The 17,672-nt window shown below is 49.9% G+C and carries 7 protein-coding genes; 6 read left to right on the forward strand and 1 reads right to left on the reverse strand.

Annotation, left to right across the window (positions count from 1 at the left end; genetic code table 11):
* Positions 1 to 52: 52 nt before the first annotated feature.
* The 4 genes from rpoB (at position 53) to QUB25_RS20570 (ending at position 11,240) form a co-directional block, all read left to right on the forward strand.
* Positions 53 to 3,439 (forward strand): DNA-directed RNA polymerase subunit beta, encoded by a 3,387-nt coding sequence (gene rpoB, locus QUB25_RS20555; RefSeq protein ID WP_333041547.1) that lies wholly within the window; start codon positions 53 to 55, stop codon positions 3,437 to 3,439.
* 162 nt (positions 3,440 to 3,601) lie between these two features.
* Positions 3,602 to 4,693 (forward strand): HNH endonuclease, encoded by a 1,092-nt coding sequence (locus QUB25_RS20560; protein WP_333185544.1) that lies wholly within the window; start codon positions 3,602 to 3,604, stop codon positions 4,691 to 4,693.
* An 84-nt stretch (positions 4,694 to 4,777) separates the two neighbouring features.
* Positions 4,778 to 6,652: a DNA-directed RNA polymerase subunit gamma gene (locus tag QUB25_RS20565; RefSeq protein WP_333041549.1), complete on the forward strand. Its 1,875-nt coding sequence runs from the start codon at positions 4,778 to 4,780 to the stop codon at positions 6,650 to 6,652.
* A 457-nt stretch (positions 6,653 to 7,109) separates the two neighbouring features.
* Positions 7,110 to 11,240, forward strand: coding sequence for a DNA-directed RNA polymerase subunit beta'' (locus QUB25_RS20570; RefSeq protein ID WP_333063487.1), 4,131 nt, complete (start codon positions 7,110 to 7,112; stop codon positions 11,238 to 11,240).
* 309 nt (positions 11,241 to 11,549) lie between these two features.
* Here QUB25_RS20570 and QUB25_RS20575 read toward each other — a convergent pair whose 3' ends face one another.
* Positions 11,550 to 11,945: a response regulator gene (locus tag QUB25_RS20575; RefSeq protein WP_006632892.1), complete on the reverse strand. Its 396-nt coding sequence runs from the start codon at positions 11,943 to 11,945 to the stop codon at positions 11,550 to 11,552.
* 1,486 nt (positions 11,946 to 13,431) lie between these two features.
* Between QUB25_RS20575 and QUB25_RS20580 the strand changes: the two genes are divergently transcribed.
* Together QUB25_RS20580 and QUB25_RS20585 are read left to right on the forward strand one after the other, a co-directional pair.
* Positions 13,432 to 15,984 carry a DNA topoisomerase (ATP-hydrolyzing) gene (locus QUB25_RS20580; RefSeq protein WP_333185547.1) on the forward strand — a complete coding sequence of 851 codons (2,553 nt, stop codon included), beginning with the start codon at positions 13,432 to 13,434 and terminating at the stop codon, positions 15,982 to 15,984.
* A gap of 193 nt (positions 15,985 to 16,177) precedes the next feature.
* Positions 16,178 to 17,590: an ABC transporter ATP-binding protein gene (locus tag QUB25_RS20585; RefSeq protein WP_333185549.1), complete on the forward strand. Its 1,413-nt coding sequence runs from the start codon at positions 16,178 to 16,180 to the stop codon at positions 17,588 to 17,590.
* Positions 17,591 to 17,672: the final 82 nt, after the last annotated feature.

Consider the following 17,672-nt stretch of genomic DNA (forward strand, 5'->3'; position numbering starts at 1 on the left):
CCAGCCTTGGCGCCATGTAAAAAGCTAGAGCCACTGCGGAAAAAGGATCCCCATGACCACTAAAGATTACACAGAATTCGCCTTCACCTTGCCCGATTTGATCGAAATCCAGCGGGCAAGTTTCCGCTGGTTCCTAGAAGCCGGACTGATCGAAGAACTCGACAGCTTCTCCCCGATTACAGACTACACGGGCAAGCTGGAACTCCACTTCATGGGCAAAGACTTCAAACTCAAGCGCCCAAAATACGACGTGGACGAAGCCAAGCGCAGGGACAGCACCTACTCGGTGCAAATGTATGTACCCACCCGCCTGATTAACAAAGAAACAGGGGAAATCAAAGAACAAGAAGTCTTCATCGGCGACTTGCCCTTGATGACCGAGCGCGGCACTTTCATCATCAACGGCGCGGAACGGGTGATTGTCAACCAAATCGTGCGTTCCCCAGGCGTCTACTACAAATCGGAAACCGACAAAAACGGTCGCCGTTCCTACAACGCCTCGCTCATCCCCAACCGCGGCGCTTGGCTGAAATTTGAAACAGACAAAAACGATTTAGTCTGGGTCAGAATCGACAAAACGCGCAAACTATCGGCTCAGGTGCTGCTCAAAGCCCTCGGACTCACAGACGGCGAAATCTACGACTCCCTGCGCCACCCGGAATACTTCCAAAAAACGATCGAGAAAGAAGGACAATTCGGCGAAGAAGAAGCTTTGATGGAGCTCTACCGCAAACTCCGTCCCGGCGAACCCCCCACCGTGGCGGGCGGCGAACAGCTCCTCAACTCGCGCTTTTTCGACCCCAAACGCTACGATTTGGGCAGAGTCGGCCGCTACAAACTCAACAAGAAATTGCGCTTGACAGTCCCCGATACGATGCGGGTGCTGACATCCCAAGATATCTTGACGGCGATCGACTACTTAATCAACCTCGAATTCGACATCGGCTCCACCGACGACATCGACCACTTAGGCAACCGTCGCGTCCGCAGTGTCGGAGAACTGCTGCAAAACCAAGTGCGTGTCGGCCTCAACCGCTTAGAACGGATTATCCGCGAAAGAATGACCGTCTCCGACGCCGACTCCCTCAGCCCCGCTTCTCTGGTCAACCCCAAACCGCTGGTAGCAGCAATCAAGGAATTCTTCGGTTCCTCCCAGCTATCGCAGTTTATGGATCAAACCAACCCTCTGGCAGAACTGACGCACAAACGTCGGCTTTCCGCCTTGGGCCCTGGAGGTCTGACTCGCGAACGCGCCGGGTTTGCAGTGCGGGACATTCACCCGTCCCACTACGGCCGGATTTGCCCGATCGAAACACCAGAAGGCCCCAACGCCGGTCTGATCGGTTCCTTAGCAACCCACGCCCGCGTCAACCCCTACGGCTTCATTGAAACTCCTTTTTATCCAGTAGAAAAAGGACGGGTGCTGCGCGACAAAGCCCCTGTTTACATGACAGCCGACGAAGAAGACGATTTGCGCGTCGCCCCCGGAGACATCAGCCTCGACGAAAACAACAACCTCTTGGGCGAAACCGTAGCCGTCCGCTACCGCCAAGAATTTACTACCACCACGCCGATGCAGGTGGACTACATGGCGATTTCGCCCGTGCAAATCGTCTCCGTAGCGACATCGCTGATTCCGTTCTTGGAACACGACGACGCCAACCGAGCTCTGATGGGCTCGAATATGCAGCGGCAAGCTGTGCCGCTACTGAAACCAGAACGACCCCTCGTCGGTACGGGCTTGGAAGCTCAGGCAGCCCGAGATTCCGGGATGGTGGTGGTTTCCCGGATCGACGGCGAGGTGATTTACATCGACGCTACCCGGATTATTGTCAAACCCCTGGCTGTAGATGCCGAATCGAATTCCAGCGAAGAACATTTCCTGATTAAGGAATACGACGATCTCAAAGTCAAACAGCCCTCGGTTTGGAAGCAAAAATATGCTGGCTGTATCGAACACGAACTGCAAAAATATCAGCGTTCTAACCAGGATACTTGTTTAAACCAGCGTCCCCTGATTTATGAGGGCGATCGAGTCGTAGCAGGTCAAGTGCTCGCCGACGGTTCCTCCACCGAAGGGGCAGAACTCGCTCTGGGTCACAATATCCTCGTAGCTTATATGCCTTGGGAAGGCTACAACTACGAAGACGCGATGCTAATTAGCGAGCGTTTGGTGTACGAAGATGTCTACACTTCGATCCACATTGAAAAATACGAAATCGAAGCCCGCCAAACCAAACTCGGCCCAGAAGAAATCACTCGCGAAATTCCTAACGTCGGCGAAGACGCGCTGCGCCAGCTAGACGAACAGGGCATTATCCGCAAAGGTGCCTGGGTAGAAGCCAGCGACATCCTAGTCGGCAAAGTCACCCCCAAAGGCGAATCCGACCAACCGCCGGAAGAAAAACTGCTGAGGGCAATCTTCGGCGAAAAAGCCCGCGACGTGCGCGACAATTCCCTCCGCGTCCCTAACGGCGAAAAAGGTCGCGTGGTTGACGTGCGGGTGTTTACCCGCGAACAGGGCGACGAACTGCCTCCTGGCGCCAACATGGTCGTCCGCGTCTACGTAGCTCAAAAGCGGAAGATTCAAGTCGGCGACAAAATGGCCGGCCGCCACGGGAATAAGGGTATTGTGTCCCGGATTCTGCCGATGGAGGATATGCCTTATTTGCCCGACGGGACTCCGGTTGACATAGTGCTCAATCCCTTGGGCGTACCGTCGCGGATGAACGTAGGTCAGATTTTTGAGTGCTTGCTGGGATGGGCGGGCGAAAATCTGTCGATGCGGTTCAAGATGGTGCCTTTTGATGAAATGCACGGCGCTGAAAAGTCGCGGGAAACCGTACACGGCAAGTTACAGGAGGCGCGCGAAAAAACCGGTAAGCCTTGGGTGTTTAATGAAAAGCACCCCGGCAAGACTATTGTCTACGATGGTCGAACTGGTGAACCGTTCGATCGCCCGATCACAGTCGGCATCGCCTATATGCTGAAGCTGGTTCACTTGGTAGACGATAAGATCCACGCCCGCAGCACAGGCCCTTACTCGCTTGTAACGCAGCAGCCTTTGGGCGGCAAAGCGCAGCAGGGGGGTCAGCGGTTCGGAGAAATGGAAGTCTGGGCTCTGGAAGCGTTCGGCGCAGCTTATACTTTGCAAGAGTTGCTTACTGTCAAGTCGGACGATATGCAGGGACGGAATGAAGCGCTGAATGCGATCGTCAAAGGCAAAGCTATTCCGCGCCCCGGTACGCCGGAATCTTTCAAGGTGCTGATGCGGGAGTTGCAGTCTTTGTGCTTGGATATTGCCGTGCACAAGGTGAATACGTCCGACGAGGGCAGCGAGCACGTTGAGGTGGATTTGATGGCAGATGCTGGGGGCAAGCGATCGCCCTCCCGGCCTACTTACGAATCGCTTTCTCGTGACGAACTCGACGAGGATTAGGGATTTTAGATTTTAGATTTTAGATTTTAGATTGAAGAATTGTTTGACAGCATTCAATCTTACATCTCACATCTAAAATCGAGAAGTGCCAATTAAAATGCCTCAGCAGTGGTACGAACACTGTTGAGGCGAATCAACGCTCTTAAGAGGAGAGACGCTGACATGACTATTGTAACAGTTGTCCCAGGAATAGAAGGAGAATTTGACCGGGCGACAGGCTGTATTAACTGGCAAGGGAGCAAGCTGAAAAATGGTTATGGGCGCAAGTGGATCGAAGGCAAAACGGTATTAGTCCACCGATTAGTGCTCGAATTAAAAATACCAGGATTTATAGATTCCGGTTATTTTGCTTGCCACATCTGCGACAATCCAAGCTGCATCAACCCAGCACATCTCGTAGCTGGAACTGCGGCTGAGAATACGCAGCATATGATGGGCCGCGATCGCAAAACTCCTAGACGCAAAAGTATTCCCGGTATTGGTAAACTATCGATCGAACAACTGCGGGAAATTCAGCGTCAATATTTAGCTGGAACCACCAAAAGCCACCTAATAAAAGAGTATGGCGTACAGTATGACACTATTACTAAGATACTTCAGGCAAAAATTCCCCATAACTTCACTACAGTTCCCCCCGGTTTTGTAGGAGAAATTCAAGACAGCGGCTGCATAATTTTTCAAGGTGCAAAGGATGGTCAAGGTGGTTATGGCAGGTACTTTAAAAATGGAAAATCCCAATCAGTTACTCGTGCTGTTTTAGCAGAGAAATTAGGATGTGCAGTTTCGACTTCAATAGATGCTTGTCATATCTGCGATACTCCCAGTTGTATTAATCCAGAACACCTTTGGGGTGGAACGCGCACTCAAAATTTATTAGATGCTTCTAAGAAAGGACGCACTCAAGGCAAAAGTCATCCCCTTTCCAATGCCAAATTAGACTGGGAAAAGGTGCGAGAAATTCGACAAAAGCTAGCAGCAGGAGAGAGAGTGAAGGATGTAGCTCAAGAATACAGTGTAGGTCGCAAAACCATACACGATATTAAGTATCACATAACTTGGAAGGAAGCAGGCGAAGAGGTTCCAGTTCCTCGCAGGGGTGGATATCTCGATCGCAAATTGACTTTCGAGCAAGCTCTTGAGGTACGAAAAAGAATTAGATCTAGAGAATCAATCTCTAAAATCGCTGGTGACTTTGGAGTATCCTCAAGTGTCATCTCTGATATTAAAAATCACGTCACATATAGAGGAGTATAACATTGATTTAAGCCGTGAAAAAAGCCAACAAAAAAGATAAACAACCCCAAATAATCGACTGTAAATTATCAATTGGAGTCAAGAATGGCTAAAATAGAACAACGCTTTGATTACGTCAAGATCGGGTTAGCTTCACCAGAAAGAATTCGACAGTGGGGAGAAAGAACTTTACCCAACGGTCAGATTACTGGAGAGGTGACAAAACCGGAAACCATAAATTATCGCACGTTAAAACCTGAAATGGATGGCTTGTTTTGCGAGCGCATTTTTGGGCCTGCAAAAGATTGGGAATGTCATTGTGGGAAGTACAAACGAGTTCGCCATAGAGGCATTGTTTGCGAAAGATGCGGTGTTGAAGTCACTGAATCTCGCGTTCGCCGTCACCGGATGGGATTTATCAAATTAGCAGCTCCAGTAGCTCACGTTTGGTATCTCAAAGGCATCCCGAGTTACATGGCAATTCTGTTAGATATGCCCCTGCGAGATGTCGAACAAATCGTCTATTTCAACGCCTATGTTGTCCTCAATCCCGGTAATGCCGAAAAACTTCAATACAAGCAATTGCTAACCGAAGATGCTTGGCTGGAAATAGAAGACGAACTTTACAGCGAAGATTCCACGCTGACTGGCGTAGAAGTTGGGATTGGTGCTGAAGCTTTGCAAGTTTTGCTGCAAAATATTCCGCTAGAAAGCGAAGCGGAAAAGTTGCGGGAAGATATTGCTAATGCTAAAGGTCAAAAACGGGCGAAGTTAATTAAACGTTTGCGGGTAATTGACAACTTCATCGCTACGGGATCTCAACCCGATTGGATGGTGCTCAATGTGATTCCGGTGATTCCCCCCGACTTGCGGCCGATGGTGCAGCTAGACGGCGGGCGTTTTGCAACGAGCGACCTCAACGATCTTTATCGGAGAGTAATCAACCGCAACAACCGCTTGGCGAGACTCCAAGAAATTCTGGCGCCGGAGATTATCATCCGCAACGAAAAGCGGATGCTGCAAGAAGCTGTGGATGCGCTGATTGACAACGGTCGCCGGGGCCGGACAGTGGTGGGGGCAAACAACCGCCCGCTGAAGTCGCTGTCGGACATCATTGAAGGGAAACAAGGTCGCTTCCGGCAAAACTTGCTGGGGAAACGGGTTGACTACTCCGGGCGTTCGGTGATTGTGGTGGGGCCAAAACTGAAAATTCATCAGTGCGGTTTGCCGAGGGAAATGGCGATCGAGCTTTTCCAGCCTTTCGTCATCCACCGCTTGATCCGCCAAGGATTGGTCAACAACATCAAAGCTGCCAAAAAACTGATCCAGCGCAACGATCCCAGTGTTTGGGACGTGCTTCAGGAGGTGATTGAAGGACACCCGGTAATGCTAAACCGGGCGCCCACTCTCCACCGTTTGGGGATTCAAGCCTTTGAGCCGATTTTGGTGGACGGGAGGGCGATTCAGCTTCACCCGCTAGTCTGTCCTGCTTTTAACGCTGACTTTGACGGCGACCAAATGGCCGTGCACGTGCCGTTGTCTCTGGAATCTCAGGCGGAAGCGCGCTTGCTGATGCTGGCTTCTAACAACATTATGTCGCCAGCAACCGGAAGACCGATCGTTACTCCTTCTCAAGATATGGTGCTCGGTTGCTATTACTTGACAGCCGAAAATCCTGACGCTCAAAAAGGAGCCGGTCACTATTTTTCCAACCTTACCGACGCGGTTGTAGCTTACGAACAAGGAATCGTTGACTTGCACTCTTATGTGTGGGTGAGATTTCAAGGCGCCATAGAAAACACTGAACCCGAAGGAGAACCGCTGAAGGTGGAACGCTCTACCGACGGTATCGTGACGAAAGAATACAAGTTCCGCCGGGTTCGGGAAGACGGAGACGGCAAGGTGATCAATCAATTCATTCGCACTACTCCGGGCAGGATTATCTATCACCAAACCATCGAATCGGTAATTAACAATTAGAAATGGGTAAAGGGTAAGAGGTAAGGGATAAGAGGTAACGGGTAAGGGGTAATGGGTAATAACTGACAAATAATCGCTAACAAATAATAGTGATTGAAACCAGAAATTTTACCCATTACTACTTACAAATACTTTCAGCGACGCGGTTAGTGAGCAAAGTCTAAGGGCAGTAAAAGTTACCAATTACCAATTAAGTAGGTAGGTGCAAATAAACTTTATTATGGGAAGGGCAGGTGAGTCCATTCATCCCCTAGCTTAGCTCTCTTCCTTATACGCTAAACCCGCCCCTACAAACAAAATGCTTGTTGTTTTTTCCCGCCGCTCTACTTATCAATTACCAATTACCAATTACCAATACTTCGGCTACGCGGTTCCTGAACCATTGGGGTTCGCTCAAGAGAACCGAAGTCGAAGGGCAGTAAAAGTTACCAATTACCAATTACCACTACTCAGAAAAATGACAGAAAATAAGGAAATTGTTTTTCGCAATCGAGTTGTTGACAAAGGTCAGCTCAAAAAATTAATCTCTTGGTCTTTCATGCACTACGGAACGGCCCGTACAGCGCAAATGGCCGATAAACTCAAAGACTTGGGTTTCCGCTTTGCGACACGAGCGGGAGTTTCGATTAGCGTAGACGACCTGCAAGTGCCCCCGTCAAAACGATCGCTCCTCGATGCTGCCGAAGAAGAAATCCGCATCACCGAACAAAAATACACCAGAGGCGAAATCACCGAAGTCGAACGCTTCCAAAAAGTAATCGATACCTGGAACAGCACATCAGAAGACCTCAAAGACGAAGTAGTCAAAAACTTCCGAGCCACAGACCCCCTAAACTCGGTCTACATGATGGCATTCTCCGGGGCGCGGGGAAACATTTCTCAAGTGCGGCAGCTAGTCGGAATGCGGGGATTGATGGCTGACCCCCAAGGCGAAATCATCGACTTGCCAATTAAAACCAACTTCCGCGAAGGACTCACCGTCACCGAATACATCATCTCTTCCTACGGCGCGCGCAAAGGCTTGGTAGATACAGCCTTGCGGACGGCGGACTCGGGTTATCTCACCCGCCGTTTGGTGGACGTATCCCAAGACGTAATTGTGCGGGAAGTGGACTGTGGCACCCAGCGGGGAATTCGAGTACGGCCGATGACGGACGGAGCAACAGTGCTGATTCCCCTCAAGGACAGGCTCCTAGGGCGCGTGTTCGCCAAAGATGTGGTGCACCCCAAAACCGGGGAAATCGTGTCTTACGGCAGCGAAAAAGCCGTGCGAAATCAGCCAATTACGGAGGAGTTGGCGACGGAAATTGGTAATTCAGGGGTCGCAGAGGTGTATTTACGATCGCCCCTGACTTGTGAATCTACCCGATCGGTTTGTCAGCACTGCTACGGCTGGAGTCTCGCCCACTTGAAAATGGTGGACATGGGAGAAGCGATCGGGATTATTGCAGCTCAGTCGATCGGGGAACCGGGAACCCAGCTCACCATGCGTACCTTCCACACCGGCGGCGTATTCACTGGAGAAGTCGCGAAACAAGAACGCGCACCGTTCCCCGGTGTAGTGAAATTCAAGAACTTGCGTACTCGCTCGTTCCGCACCAGACACGGCGAAGAAGCACTGGTGGCAGAAAACAACGGCAAACTTGTATTTGAGGGCGACGGATTTGAAGAAGGGAAATCCGGTGCCAAAAATCAAAAACTGAAAATCGAATTGGCGATCGTCCAGGGCTCTACTCTGATGGTCAAAGACGGACAGCGCGCCATTCCCGGTCAAGTTTTGGCAGAAGTGCCGATCCTCGGTCGCGCCGCCCGCAAAACCACTGAAAAAGTGACTACAGACGTGGCTTCCGACTTAGCCGGAGAAGCCAAATTTGCTGATTTGGTGCCTGAAGAAAAAACCGACCGCCAAGGGAACACCACCCGCACAGCCAGCAAAGGCGGGCTGATTTGGATTCTCTCAGGAGAGGTCTACAACTTGCCCCCAGGCGCCGAACCGGCAGTGAAAAATGGCGATCGCATTCCGGCCGAAAGCGTGATTGCCGAAACTAAACTCGTCTCCGAACACGGTGGCGTAGTCCGCATCGCTGACCCCAGAGAAATCGAAATTATCACCGCCCAAGTCCTGCTCGACCAAGCAGTCGTGCGGGCAGAAAGCGCAGGCGGCCGCGACCACTACACGATCGAAACATCTTCTAAGCAGCGGTTTTCCCTGAAGACGGCTCCTGGGAGCAAAGTGATTAACGGGGAAGTCGTCGCCGAACTGCTCGACGACAGCTACCGGACAGCTACAGGGGGAATTGTCAAGTACGGCGGGGTGGAAGTCCACAAGCGCGGCAAAGCTAAACTTGGCTACGAAGTCGTTAAAGGCGGGACTCTGCTCTGGATACCGGAAGAGTGCCACGAGGTCAATAAGGATATTTCATTGCTGCTGGTGGAAGATGGCCAGTACGTTGAGGCCGGTACAGAAGTCGTTAAGGATATTTTCTGCCAAACCAGCGGGGCAGTGGAAATCACTCAGAAAAATGACATCCTCCGGGAAATTGTGATCAAACCGGGCACACTCCATGTAGTTGACCGCCCGCCACTAACATTTGGGGAAGGTCAAATCGTCAACGCCGGTGAAGAAATTTTCCCAGGCTTGGTTGCCGAAGAGTTGGGCTATGCGGAGTATATCGAAACTCCCGAAGGCCCGGCTTTGCTGCTGCGGCCTGTGGTGGAGTTTCCGGTGCCGGATAAGCCACCTGTGCCTTCTCAGACGGCGCTGAATGAGTCGATCTCTTTGAAAGCGGTGCAGCGACTTCCTTATAAGGATGGGGAGCGCGTCAAGTCTGTCGAGGGATTGGAACTGCTGCGGACTCAGCTTATCTTGGAAATTGGTTCGGGAGCTCCGCAACTGGCGGCGGATATCGAGCTGTTGCCGGATGAGGAAGATGCTACGGCTTTTGGGGCGGACGGTTCGGGGCCGGCTTGGGGTTCGCCTGAAGACGGTAGTGCGTCGCAAGAGTTGGCGATGGCTGTCAGCGATGGGGGCGATCGAGCTTCAAAGACTTTCCGCTTGCAGTTAGTGATTTTGGAATCGCTGGTGATTCGGCGGGATGTGTCTGCAGATCCGACTCAGGGCAGCACTCACACGCGGCTGTTGGTCGAAGATGGGCAGTCGATCGCGCCCGGGGCAGTAGTCGCCCGCACGGAGATTCTCTGCAAAGAAGCGGGTATCGTTCGAGGCATCCGTGAGGGGCATGGCGAACCAGTGCGCCGACTGTTGGTGATGCGAGATGCGGATTCTATTTCGATCTCTGTGGCGGGTACGCCGGATGTGAGTCCGGGTCAACTGCTGGTTGCTGGTACCGAAATAGCTCCGGGGGTTGTTCTCGAAGAGTCCGGCCAAGTTGTGAAGGTTGTACCTGCGTCGGAGACAGAATCGGCGAAACTCTTGCTCAGGGTGGCTCGCCCTTACCGGGTTTCGGCCGGTGCTGTGCTGCACGTAGACGACGGCGACTTGGTGCAGCGGGGTGATAATTTGGTGATTCTGGTGTTTGAGCGGGCAAAGACTGGGGATATCATTCAGGGTTTGCCACGGATTGAGGAACTTCTTGAAGGGCGGAAGCCGAAGGAAGCTTGTATTTTAGCCAAGCGGCCGGGGACGGCTCGCGTGGTTACGGATGATGATGTTGTGGAACTTGCGGTGATTGAGGATGATGGCCGGATTGAGGAGTATCCTTTGTTGCCTGGTCAAAACCCGATCGTTTCCGACGGACAGCGCGTAGGCGTCGCCGAAGCTTTGACCGACGGGCCTGCTAACCCTCACGAAATTCTGGAGGTGTTCTTCCACGTGCTCAAGGAGCGGCAGTCTACTTTTGAGGCTGCCTTGGAGAGTTTCCAACAGGTGCAGACGTTTTTGGTGAATGAGGTGCAGTCGGTTTATCAGTCTCAGGGCGTGGATATTTCCGACAAGCACATCGAGGTGATTGTTCGCCAGATGACCAACAAAGTCAGGATGGAAGATGGCGGCGATACTACTATGCTCCCCGGTGAGTTGGTAGAATTGCGACAGGTTGAGCAGGTGAATGAGGCGATGTCAATTACTGGTGGAGCGCCGGCGGATTATACTCCGGTGTTGCTGGGGATTACTAAGGCTTCGCTGAATACTGATAGCTTTATTTCCGCTGCTTCGTTCCAGGAGACTACGCGGGTATTGACTGAGGCTGCGATCGAAGGTAAGTCTGACTGGCTGCGCGGGCTGAAGGAAAATGTGATTATCGGCCGCCTGATTCCTGCGGGTACTGGGTTCAATGCCTATGAGGATGCTGGGGTTCAGGATGCGGGTTTTGATGGTGCTGTGTTTGATGACGACATCCACGATTTACAGGAGGATGTGGTACTTGATGACCGTACTGCGCGTCGCGCGTATACGATCGAGAGCGGTTTTGAGCTCGGGCGCGGGTCTGATCTTGAGGCTGATGAGGATTTTGAGGAAGTTGAGGTTGATGAGGACGAGTTTGTCGCTGAGACTGATGATGACGCCTTGGGACCTGATGTTGACGATGATGATGATATCGGTTTTGACTTCGATGAGGACGAAGACTAATCATAGTTTTGAGATTGCATGAATGAGTGAACAGCGTTGCGCTCGCTGAGGATAATTTGGTTCCACGGGCGCCGCACACTCCGATTTCATGAGTTGAAAAAACTCAAATTTTTCCTCACAAATTACAAGTCCGAACTCATCGCATGGTGCGATGGGACATCGAAAGGAAGAAGGAAGAAGGAAGATTCAGAGTTTAAGCAAACTTTGTAATTCTAGAGTTTTAATTGTTTGTTGGTTCAAACAAACAATTCTTTCTTCCTTCTTCCTTTTTCCTTCTTCCTTCTTATTCCTTCTGCATATATGGTTCACTCAATCAGGCAGCAAAGCCTTGATTTGATTAACAAACTCTTGATGGTCTACCACAGGTTTAGAGATATAACCGTCAGCACCGCTTTGATCCAGAAATGTTTCTTTATCACCAGCCATCGCGTGAGCAGTCACCAAAATAATCGGCAGCGATGCCGTTTGCGGGTCAGCTTTGAGCAGTTGAGTAATCTTAATGCCGTCAACAGATTTGCCCTGGTACACGCTGCGCGAAAGAGACACATCCATTAAAATCAAATCAGCTTCGCCGTTGGCAGCAATCTGCATCACCTCTTCAACATTTTCCGTGTGCTTCACGGCTAAGCCCCCCCGCTTAGTCAGAATTTTGGAAAAAACCCGAGCATTAACCAAATCGTCCTCTACAATCAGAACGGTTTTCATAAATAAATATGGGAAGTATAGAAACTTTGTGACTTTAGTCCAAAGAGGAACACGAGACGGGGACTACATTCCCCGTCAAAAATGCAGAGTTTTTAGCGCCATCAGCCGGGAACCCTGCAAAACCCGTATGTATATCCTTGAGCCACTAGCTGTGAGAGGGTTTACAGATGCCTAGAAGCATCCAGTACCATCATTTAGACTACTACACACAGACAGTTTAGTTTTTTTTTATAACTAGACCTGACAGTGGTGAGAGTCTCAAGATTCTCAGGTAGCAGGTTTCTAGTACAATCCAGGACGCATGGACGACGCCTCGCAACCAGGTTTTTGCTCGTTTCGGCGGGCTATAACGAACTATTGTTATGAAAAAACCCGGTTTCTGACTACCCGTGCGTCCTGGACTTATAGTATCCTCTCTTTCGGTCAAGCCTCCGGCTTCTACCATTTTAGATTTTAGATTTTAGATTTTAGATGGGAACTGATTGACTGGATATCAGTTTGGATCACGGGCCTACAGTTGCATTATTTTTTGAACTGATATTAGATTCTGGAATGTGTGATAATTATTTTCCTTCTTCCTCATTAGAATCAAGCCATGTTTATTCACATAATCCCGTCGCCACAGCATTCGGAGTAGCGAATTGAGCGGGGATTGGCGGGGATTGTTGGAGATTCCTAATTCTCAGTTTTAACCCCTCAAAACGGCTTAAAATATTGACGCTTCCGTTCATCAAGGGGATGTCAGACTAAGAGATATCGCCAGGAGAGCTTTTGACTGATGAATTCATCAATATCGGCATTTTTGACACTCTCAGCGAGTCACGGCCACGCTCTATGGTTGAATAAGACCAAAACTTGGACTTCATTCATAGTCCAGACGCCTCTACACGCTCAGAACAAGTACCAGTACCAGAGGTATTCCAATTCCGCTTACTTTTCTTTTTTAAGACTTTCTGAGTCCATCACGCTTGGCAAAATACGGTAAGCTCGATCGTCTACCATTGCTGCTTGATCCACGCTACGACTGTACTGAGACAAGATCAATCTGGGGTTTCTCCTGAATAAAATATTTCTTCGTGTAGAAGGTTATTCCTAATTGCAATTAAATTCTATCATAGATTGACGGGGACTCAAGTCCCTCGTGATGCTTTCCTAGGAAGAGCTACAGCCTCACTACGTTCTGAGTTTCTGGCATTCCGTGTTCTCCTGTGAATCAACCTTCTCACGGCAGAAGGTAAATAGACAGGTAGGCGCAAATGAAGGCAACATAGAGGTTAGGGTAAGAGTGGAGAGTAAGAGGCAAGTGTTGCCCGTCTTCGGGACTCTGATTCTGCTTTCACAAGTTAAGTTTATTTTTATTCTTCAACTGGGCGGTTGGATCGAACTTTCGGTTCGCCTGCGGCAAAGGCTTTTAAATCGAGACAGGGAACCTCGGCATTATTGACAGAGGCTGTTTTCACTCAGGAATTAACGGACACAAGGACTCATGGCTAAACAACTCAACCTACTTTCCGGGCAAGTAATTTCTACGCCTCTGCACGCCGAGATGCAGCAATCGTACCTCGAATATGCCATGAGTGTGATCGTCGGGCGAGCTTTGCCTGATGTCCGCGACGGTTTAAAACCAGTTCACCGTCGAATTTTATATGCGATGCACGAACTCGGTCTGACGCCAGACCGACCTTACCGTAAGTGCGCCCGGGTAGTTGGAGATGTTTTGGGAAAATATCATCCCCACGGTGACCAATCGGTTTACGACGCTCTGGTACGCATGGTTCAAGAGTTTTCGAGCCGCTATCCTTTACTGGCGGGTCACGGCAATTTCGGGTCGGTGGACAATGATCCGGCGGCTGCTATGCGCTATACGGAAACGAGGCTAGCGCCGATCGCCCACGAAGCTATGCTAACCCAAGTCGGCGAGGCAACTGTTGATTTTACTGGTAACTTTGACAATTCGCAGCAGGAACCGACGGCACTGCCTGCTCAGTTGCCGTTTCTGTTACTCAACGGCTGTACGGGCATTGCTGTGGGGATGGCAACTAATATCCCGCCGCACAATTTGGGGGAGGTGGTAGACGGTTTAATTGCTTTGATTGAAAACCCGGAACTATCCGACGAGAAGTTGATAGAACTGATTCCGGGCCCAGATTTTCCAACCGGAGGGGAAATCGTCGCTACAGAGGGCATTGTTGACGCCTACACTAAGGGTCGAGGCAGCATTGCGGTCAGGGGTGTGGCCGGGGTGGAAGAGGTGCCAGGTAATCGCAAGGTGCGTACTAAAACGGCGATCGTGGTGACGGAGTTTCCGTTTCAGGTAAATAAGGCGGCTTGGATTGAAAAGGTGGCGGAGTTGGTCAATGCTGGCCGCCTCGACGGTATTTCTGATTTGCGTGACGAGAGCGATCGCGAAGGCATTCGAGTGGTGATTGAACTCAAGCGGGAATTTACCCCAGAAGCGGTTCTCGCTCGCCTTTACCAACAAACTGACCTGCAAACAAATTTTGGGGCGATTTTGCTGGCAATTGTCAACGGTCAACCGCGACAGTTGACGCTGAGACAATTGTTACAGGAATTTCTGGATTTCCGGGAAGTGACTCTTACCCGCCGCTACAATTACGAGTTGCAAGCTGCTGAACGCCGCTGTCATATTGTCCAAGGCTTAATGTTGGCTTTGACAAATCTCGATACCGCGATCGATATTCTCAGAAATTCTCCTGACGGGTCTACTGCTAAGCAAACTTTGCAAGTTCGCCTCAACTTGAGCGAAAGTCAAGCTGATGCGATTTTGGCGATGCCTATGCGGAGGCTGACTGGTTTGGAAAGGCAAAATTTGCAGTCTGAGTTTGATGAATTGATGGCTAATATTCAAGAATTGCAGCGGTTGTTGAGCGACAGGCGCGAACTTTTGAAGGCTTTAAAGAAGGAATTTCGCTCGCTAAAACGCAAGTACGCTGACCCCCGCCGCACTAAATTCGCCAATGGAACCGGACGCGCAGCAAACGCCGAACCACAATTTTCGGGTAAGAAAAATTCTGCGGTGAAGCAGTTGTCGCCTGCAACGATTCAGCCTAACTTATTGCCCGTTGTAGAGGCAGAGGAAACTATTGTTGAATTTTCGCACAAGCAGTACGTGCGACGCTTGCCGACAGGGGAAAAGCCACGCTCGAAAAGTCGCGAAAAATCGGTTTCAGCTTTAGAAAAAAATGAAGATTTTATTGTGACGGCAAATCTGACGAAAACAGATCGCACTTTGGTCGTCTTAACTCCTAACGGCAAAGCTTACCCGCTGAAAGTGGCCGATATTCCTAGTAGTAGCGCCAAAGACCGGGGAACGCCGATCGTTAGTTTGTTGTCGCCGAGTGCTACTAAAGATAGTGCCGGTCGCGCTTTGTCGGAAATCACAGTTGCACACTTTATTTTGCCGGAAAATTCGGAAGCGGCAGATTTAGTAACTCTGACTCAGCAAGGGAAAATTAAGCGCTTGCCGATGCAGGAATTTGCTGATTTGACTAATCGCGGCGTTACTGTTGTTAAACTCAAGGAGGACGATCGGCTGCGCTGTGCGAGTCTGGGTAAAGTCGGCGAGCAAGTGGCGATCGCAACTTCAGGAGGCCGAGTCCTCCGGTTTGAGATTGATGATGAACAATTGCCACCAATGGGCCGCGCGGCCCAGGGTTCTCAAGTAACCAGGTTGCGGAAGCAGGAAGAGTTGGTGGGTTGCATCACTCTCGACCCGAACGACAGTCTGGTGCTATTTTCCGAGTTGGGTTGGGCAAAACGAATGCCTGCAGGTTCTGTCAGACTTACTAACCGGGGCGAAATTGGCACTCAAGCTTTTCGTTTCTCAGAGCCTAAAGATGCTTTAGTTGGCTTGCTGCAGGCTGTTCCGGGTACGGATGTCAAACTTTTTACTAATTCAGGCCGCCTGCTGCGATCGGGTATTGATGCTATAGCTTTTTGGGGGAAAGATGCTGCGGGCGATCGAGTTTTTGACCTCAATCCGGGGGAAAAAATTATCAAGGTTATCAGCAGTCAATAGTCATTAGTCATGGGTCATTCATTGTGTCATTATTCGCTGTGAGTCAATTAAAGCTTGCCTTTTTTGCCTTCGAGCGTATACGTCCAATTCCATTCCCCATTCAGCCTTGTTCCCAGGCAGAGCCTGGGAATAAATACCCATAGGATCTGCCTCCAATTCTCCAATTCTCCAATCTAAAATCTAACATTGTTTAATGGCGCAAGTTGTATTAGAAAATATCTACAAAAGTTTTCCGCTCCGCCAAGGAGAACAGGAAAAAGAAGCAAACACCGTGGCAGAAAGTGTCTCGCCTCTTGCCGATCGCCCTTCGTCTAACAGCGTTTTGCGACGCATTAACCTAACGGTCGAAGATGGGGAATTCATGGTGCTGGTGGGGCCTTCTGGCTGCGGAAAAAGCACTTTGCTGCGATCAATCGCCGGTTTGGAAGTTTTGACTGCCGGCAATATTTGGGTTGGCGATCGGCTGGTTAACGATTTGCCTCCTAAAGACCGAGATATCGCTATGGTATTTCAAAATTATGCTCTCTATCCTCACTTAACAGTTTACGATAATCTCGCCTTTGGATTGCGCCGCTCGGAAAGGGAGAAAGAAGAAGGAAGAAGAAAGAAGGAAGAAGGAAGAGGGAAGAAAGAAGAAGGAAGGGGGAAGATACAAGGAGAAGAAGGACGCCTCCAGAAGATAGAAAAAATTAGGAAGAAAATAGAAGAGGTTATTAATGATTTAGCTTCTAATTATTTAAAAAATCCTCTAAGTTATCCTTTGTTTGAGGATTTTTTAGGAGGAGCGACTCGCAAGTTGCCTCCGGGTTTGCGCTATTTGTCGGAACGGGAAAAGGCTGTAGGAAAACGAGTGCGAGAGGTAGCTGAATTATTGCAAATAGAATCTCTTTTAAATCGCTTGCCAAAACAACTTTCGGGAGGGCAAAAGCAGCGGGTAGCTTTGGGTAGGGCTATGGCTCGAAATCCTGAAGTTTTTTTGATGGACGAACCGTTATCGAATCTGGATGCGAAATTGAGGGCAGAAACTCGATCGCAAATTGTGCAGTTGCAGCGACAATTGCGAACTACAACTATTTATGTGACTCACGACCAAACTGAGGCGATGACCATGGGCGATCGAATTGCTATTATGAATAGAGGTCAGCTTCAGCAAGTAGCTCGACCTCTAGAGCTTTACAACAAGCCGGCTAATCTGTTTGTTGCTGAGTTTATCGGTTCTCCGCCGATGAATTTTTTGGCGGTGGAATTTAGTGCTCCGCTGTTGATTTCTCACCCGCAATTTCGCTTTACTTTACCCGATATTTGGGCAAAAAGTCTACAACAATATGACGGGCGAGGGCTAATTTTGGGCATTCGGCCGGAACATCTGAGCATTAACCCTCCGGCTACCAAAAATCTTTCGGTACAAGTGGAAATTGTAGAGGCTTTGGGACACGAAACTTATTTGGGGGTTTGTTTGACGGATGCTCCAGCGGTGCGGATGCAAGTGCGGGTTCCTCCTGAGCGATCGATCCGAGTTGGCGAGGAGCTTTGGTTGGCAATCGCCCATGACAAAATTCACTTGTTCGACCCTGATACCGAGTTGGCTATTTTTCCTGTTAGGTAAAATCATCAAGGTCGATCGACCGTTATGACCGATATCAGTAATCACAAGCTTGCATTTTTATCGAGGAATGTTATATTTATTT

It is taken from the genome of Microcoleus sp. B3-D7, assembly GCF_036705305.1.
GTDB lineage: Bacteria > Cyanobacteriota > Cyanobacteriia > Cyanobacteriales > Microcoleaceae > Microcoleus.

Bases quoted from the DNA above. Each gene is read 5' to 3' on its own strand.
- QUB25_RS20565 (WP_333041549.1), top strand. From the start codon at position 4,778: ATGGCTAAAATAGAACAACGCTTTGATTACGTCAAGATCGGGTTAGCT.
- QUB25_RS20570 (WP_333063487.1), top strand. From the start codon at position 7,110: ATGACAGAAAATAAGGAAATTGTTTTTCGCAATCGAGTTGTTGACAAA.
- rpoB (WP_333041547.1), top strand. From the start codon at position 53: ATGACCACTAAAGATTACACAGAATTCGCCTTCACCTTGCCCGATTTG.
- QUB25_RS20585 (WP_333185549.1), top strand. From the start codon at position 16,178: ATGGCGCAAGTTGTATTAGAAAATATCTACAAAAGTTTTCCGCTCCGC.
- QUB25_RS20575 (WP_006632892.1), bottom strand. From the start codon at position 11,945: ATGAAAACCGTTCTGATTGTAGAGGACGATTTGGTTAATGCTCGGGTT.
- QUB25_RS20580 (WP_333185547.1), top strand. From the start codon at position 13,432: ATGGCTAAACAACTCAACCTACTTTCCGGGCAAGTAATTTCTACGCCT.
- QUB25_RS20560 (WP_333185544.1), top strand. From the start codon at position 3,602: ATGACTATTGTAACAGTTGTCCCAGGAATAGAAGGAGAATTTGACCGG.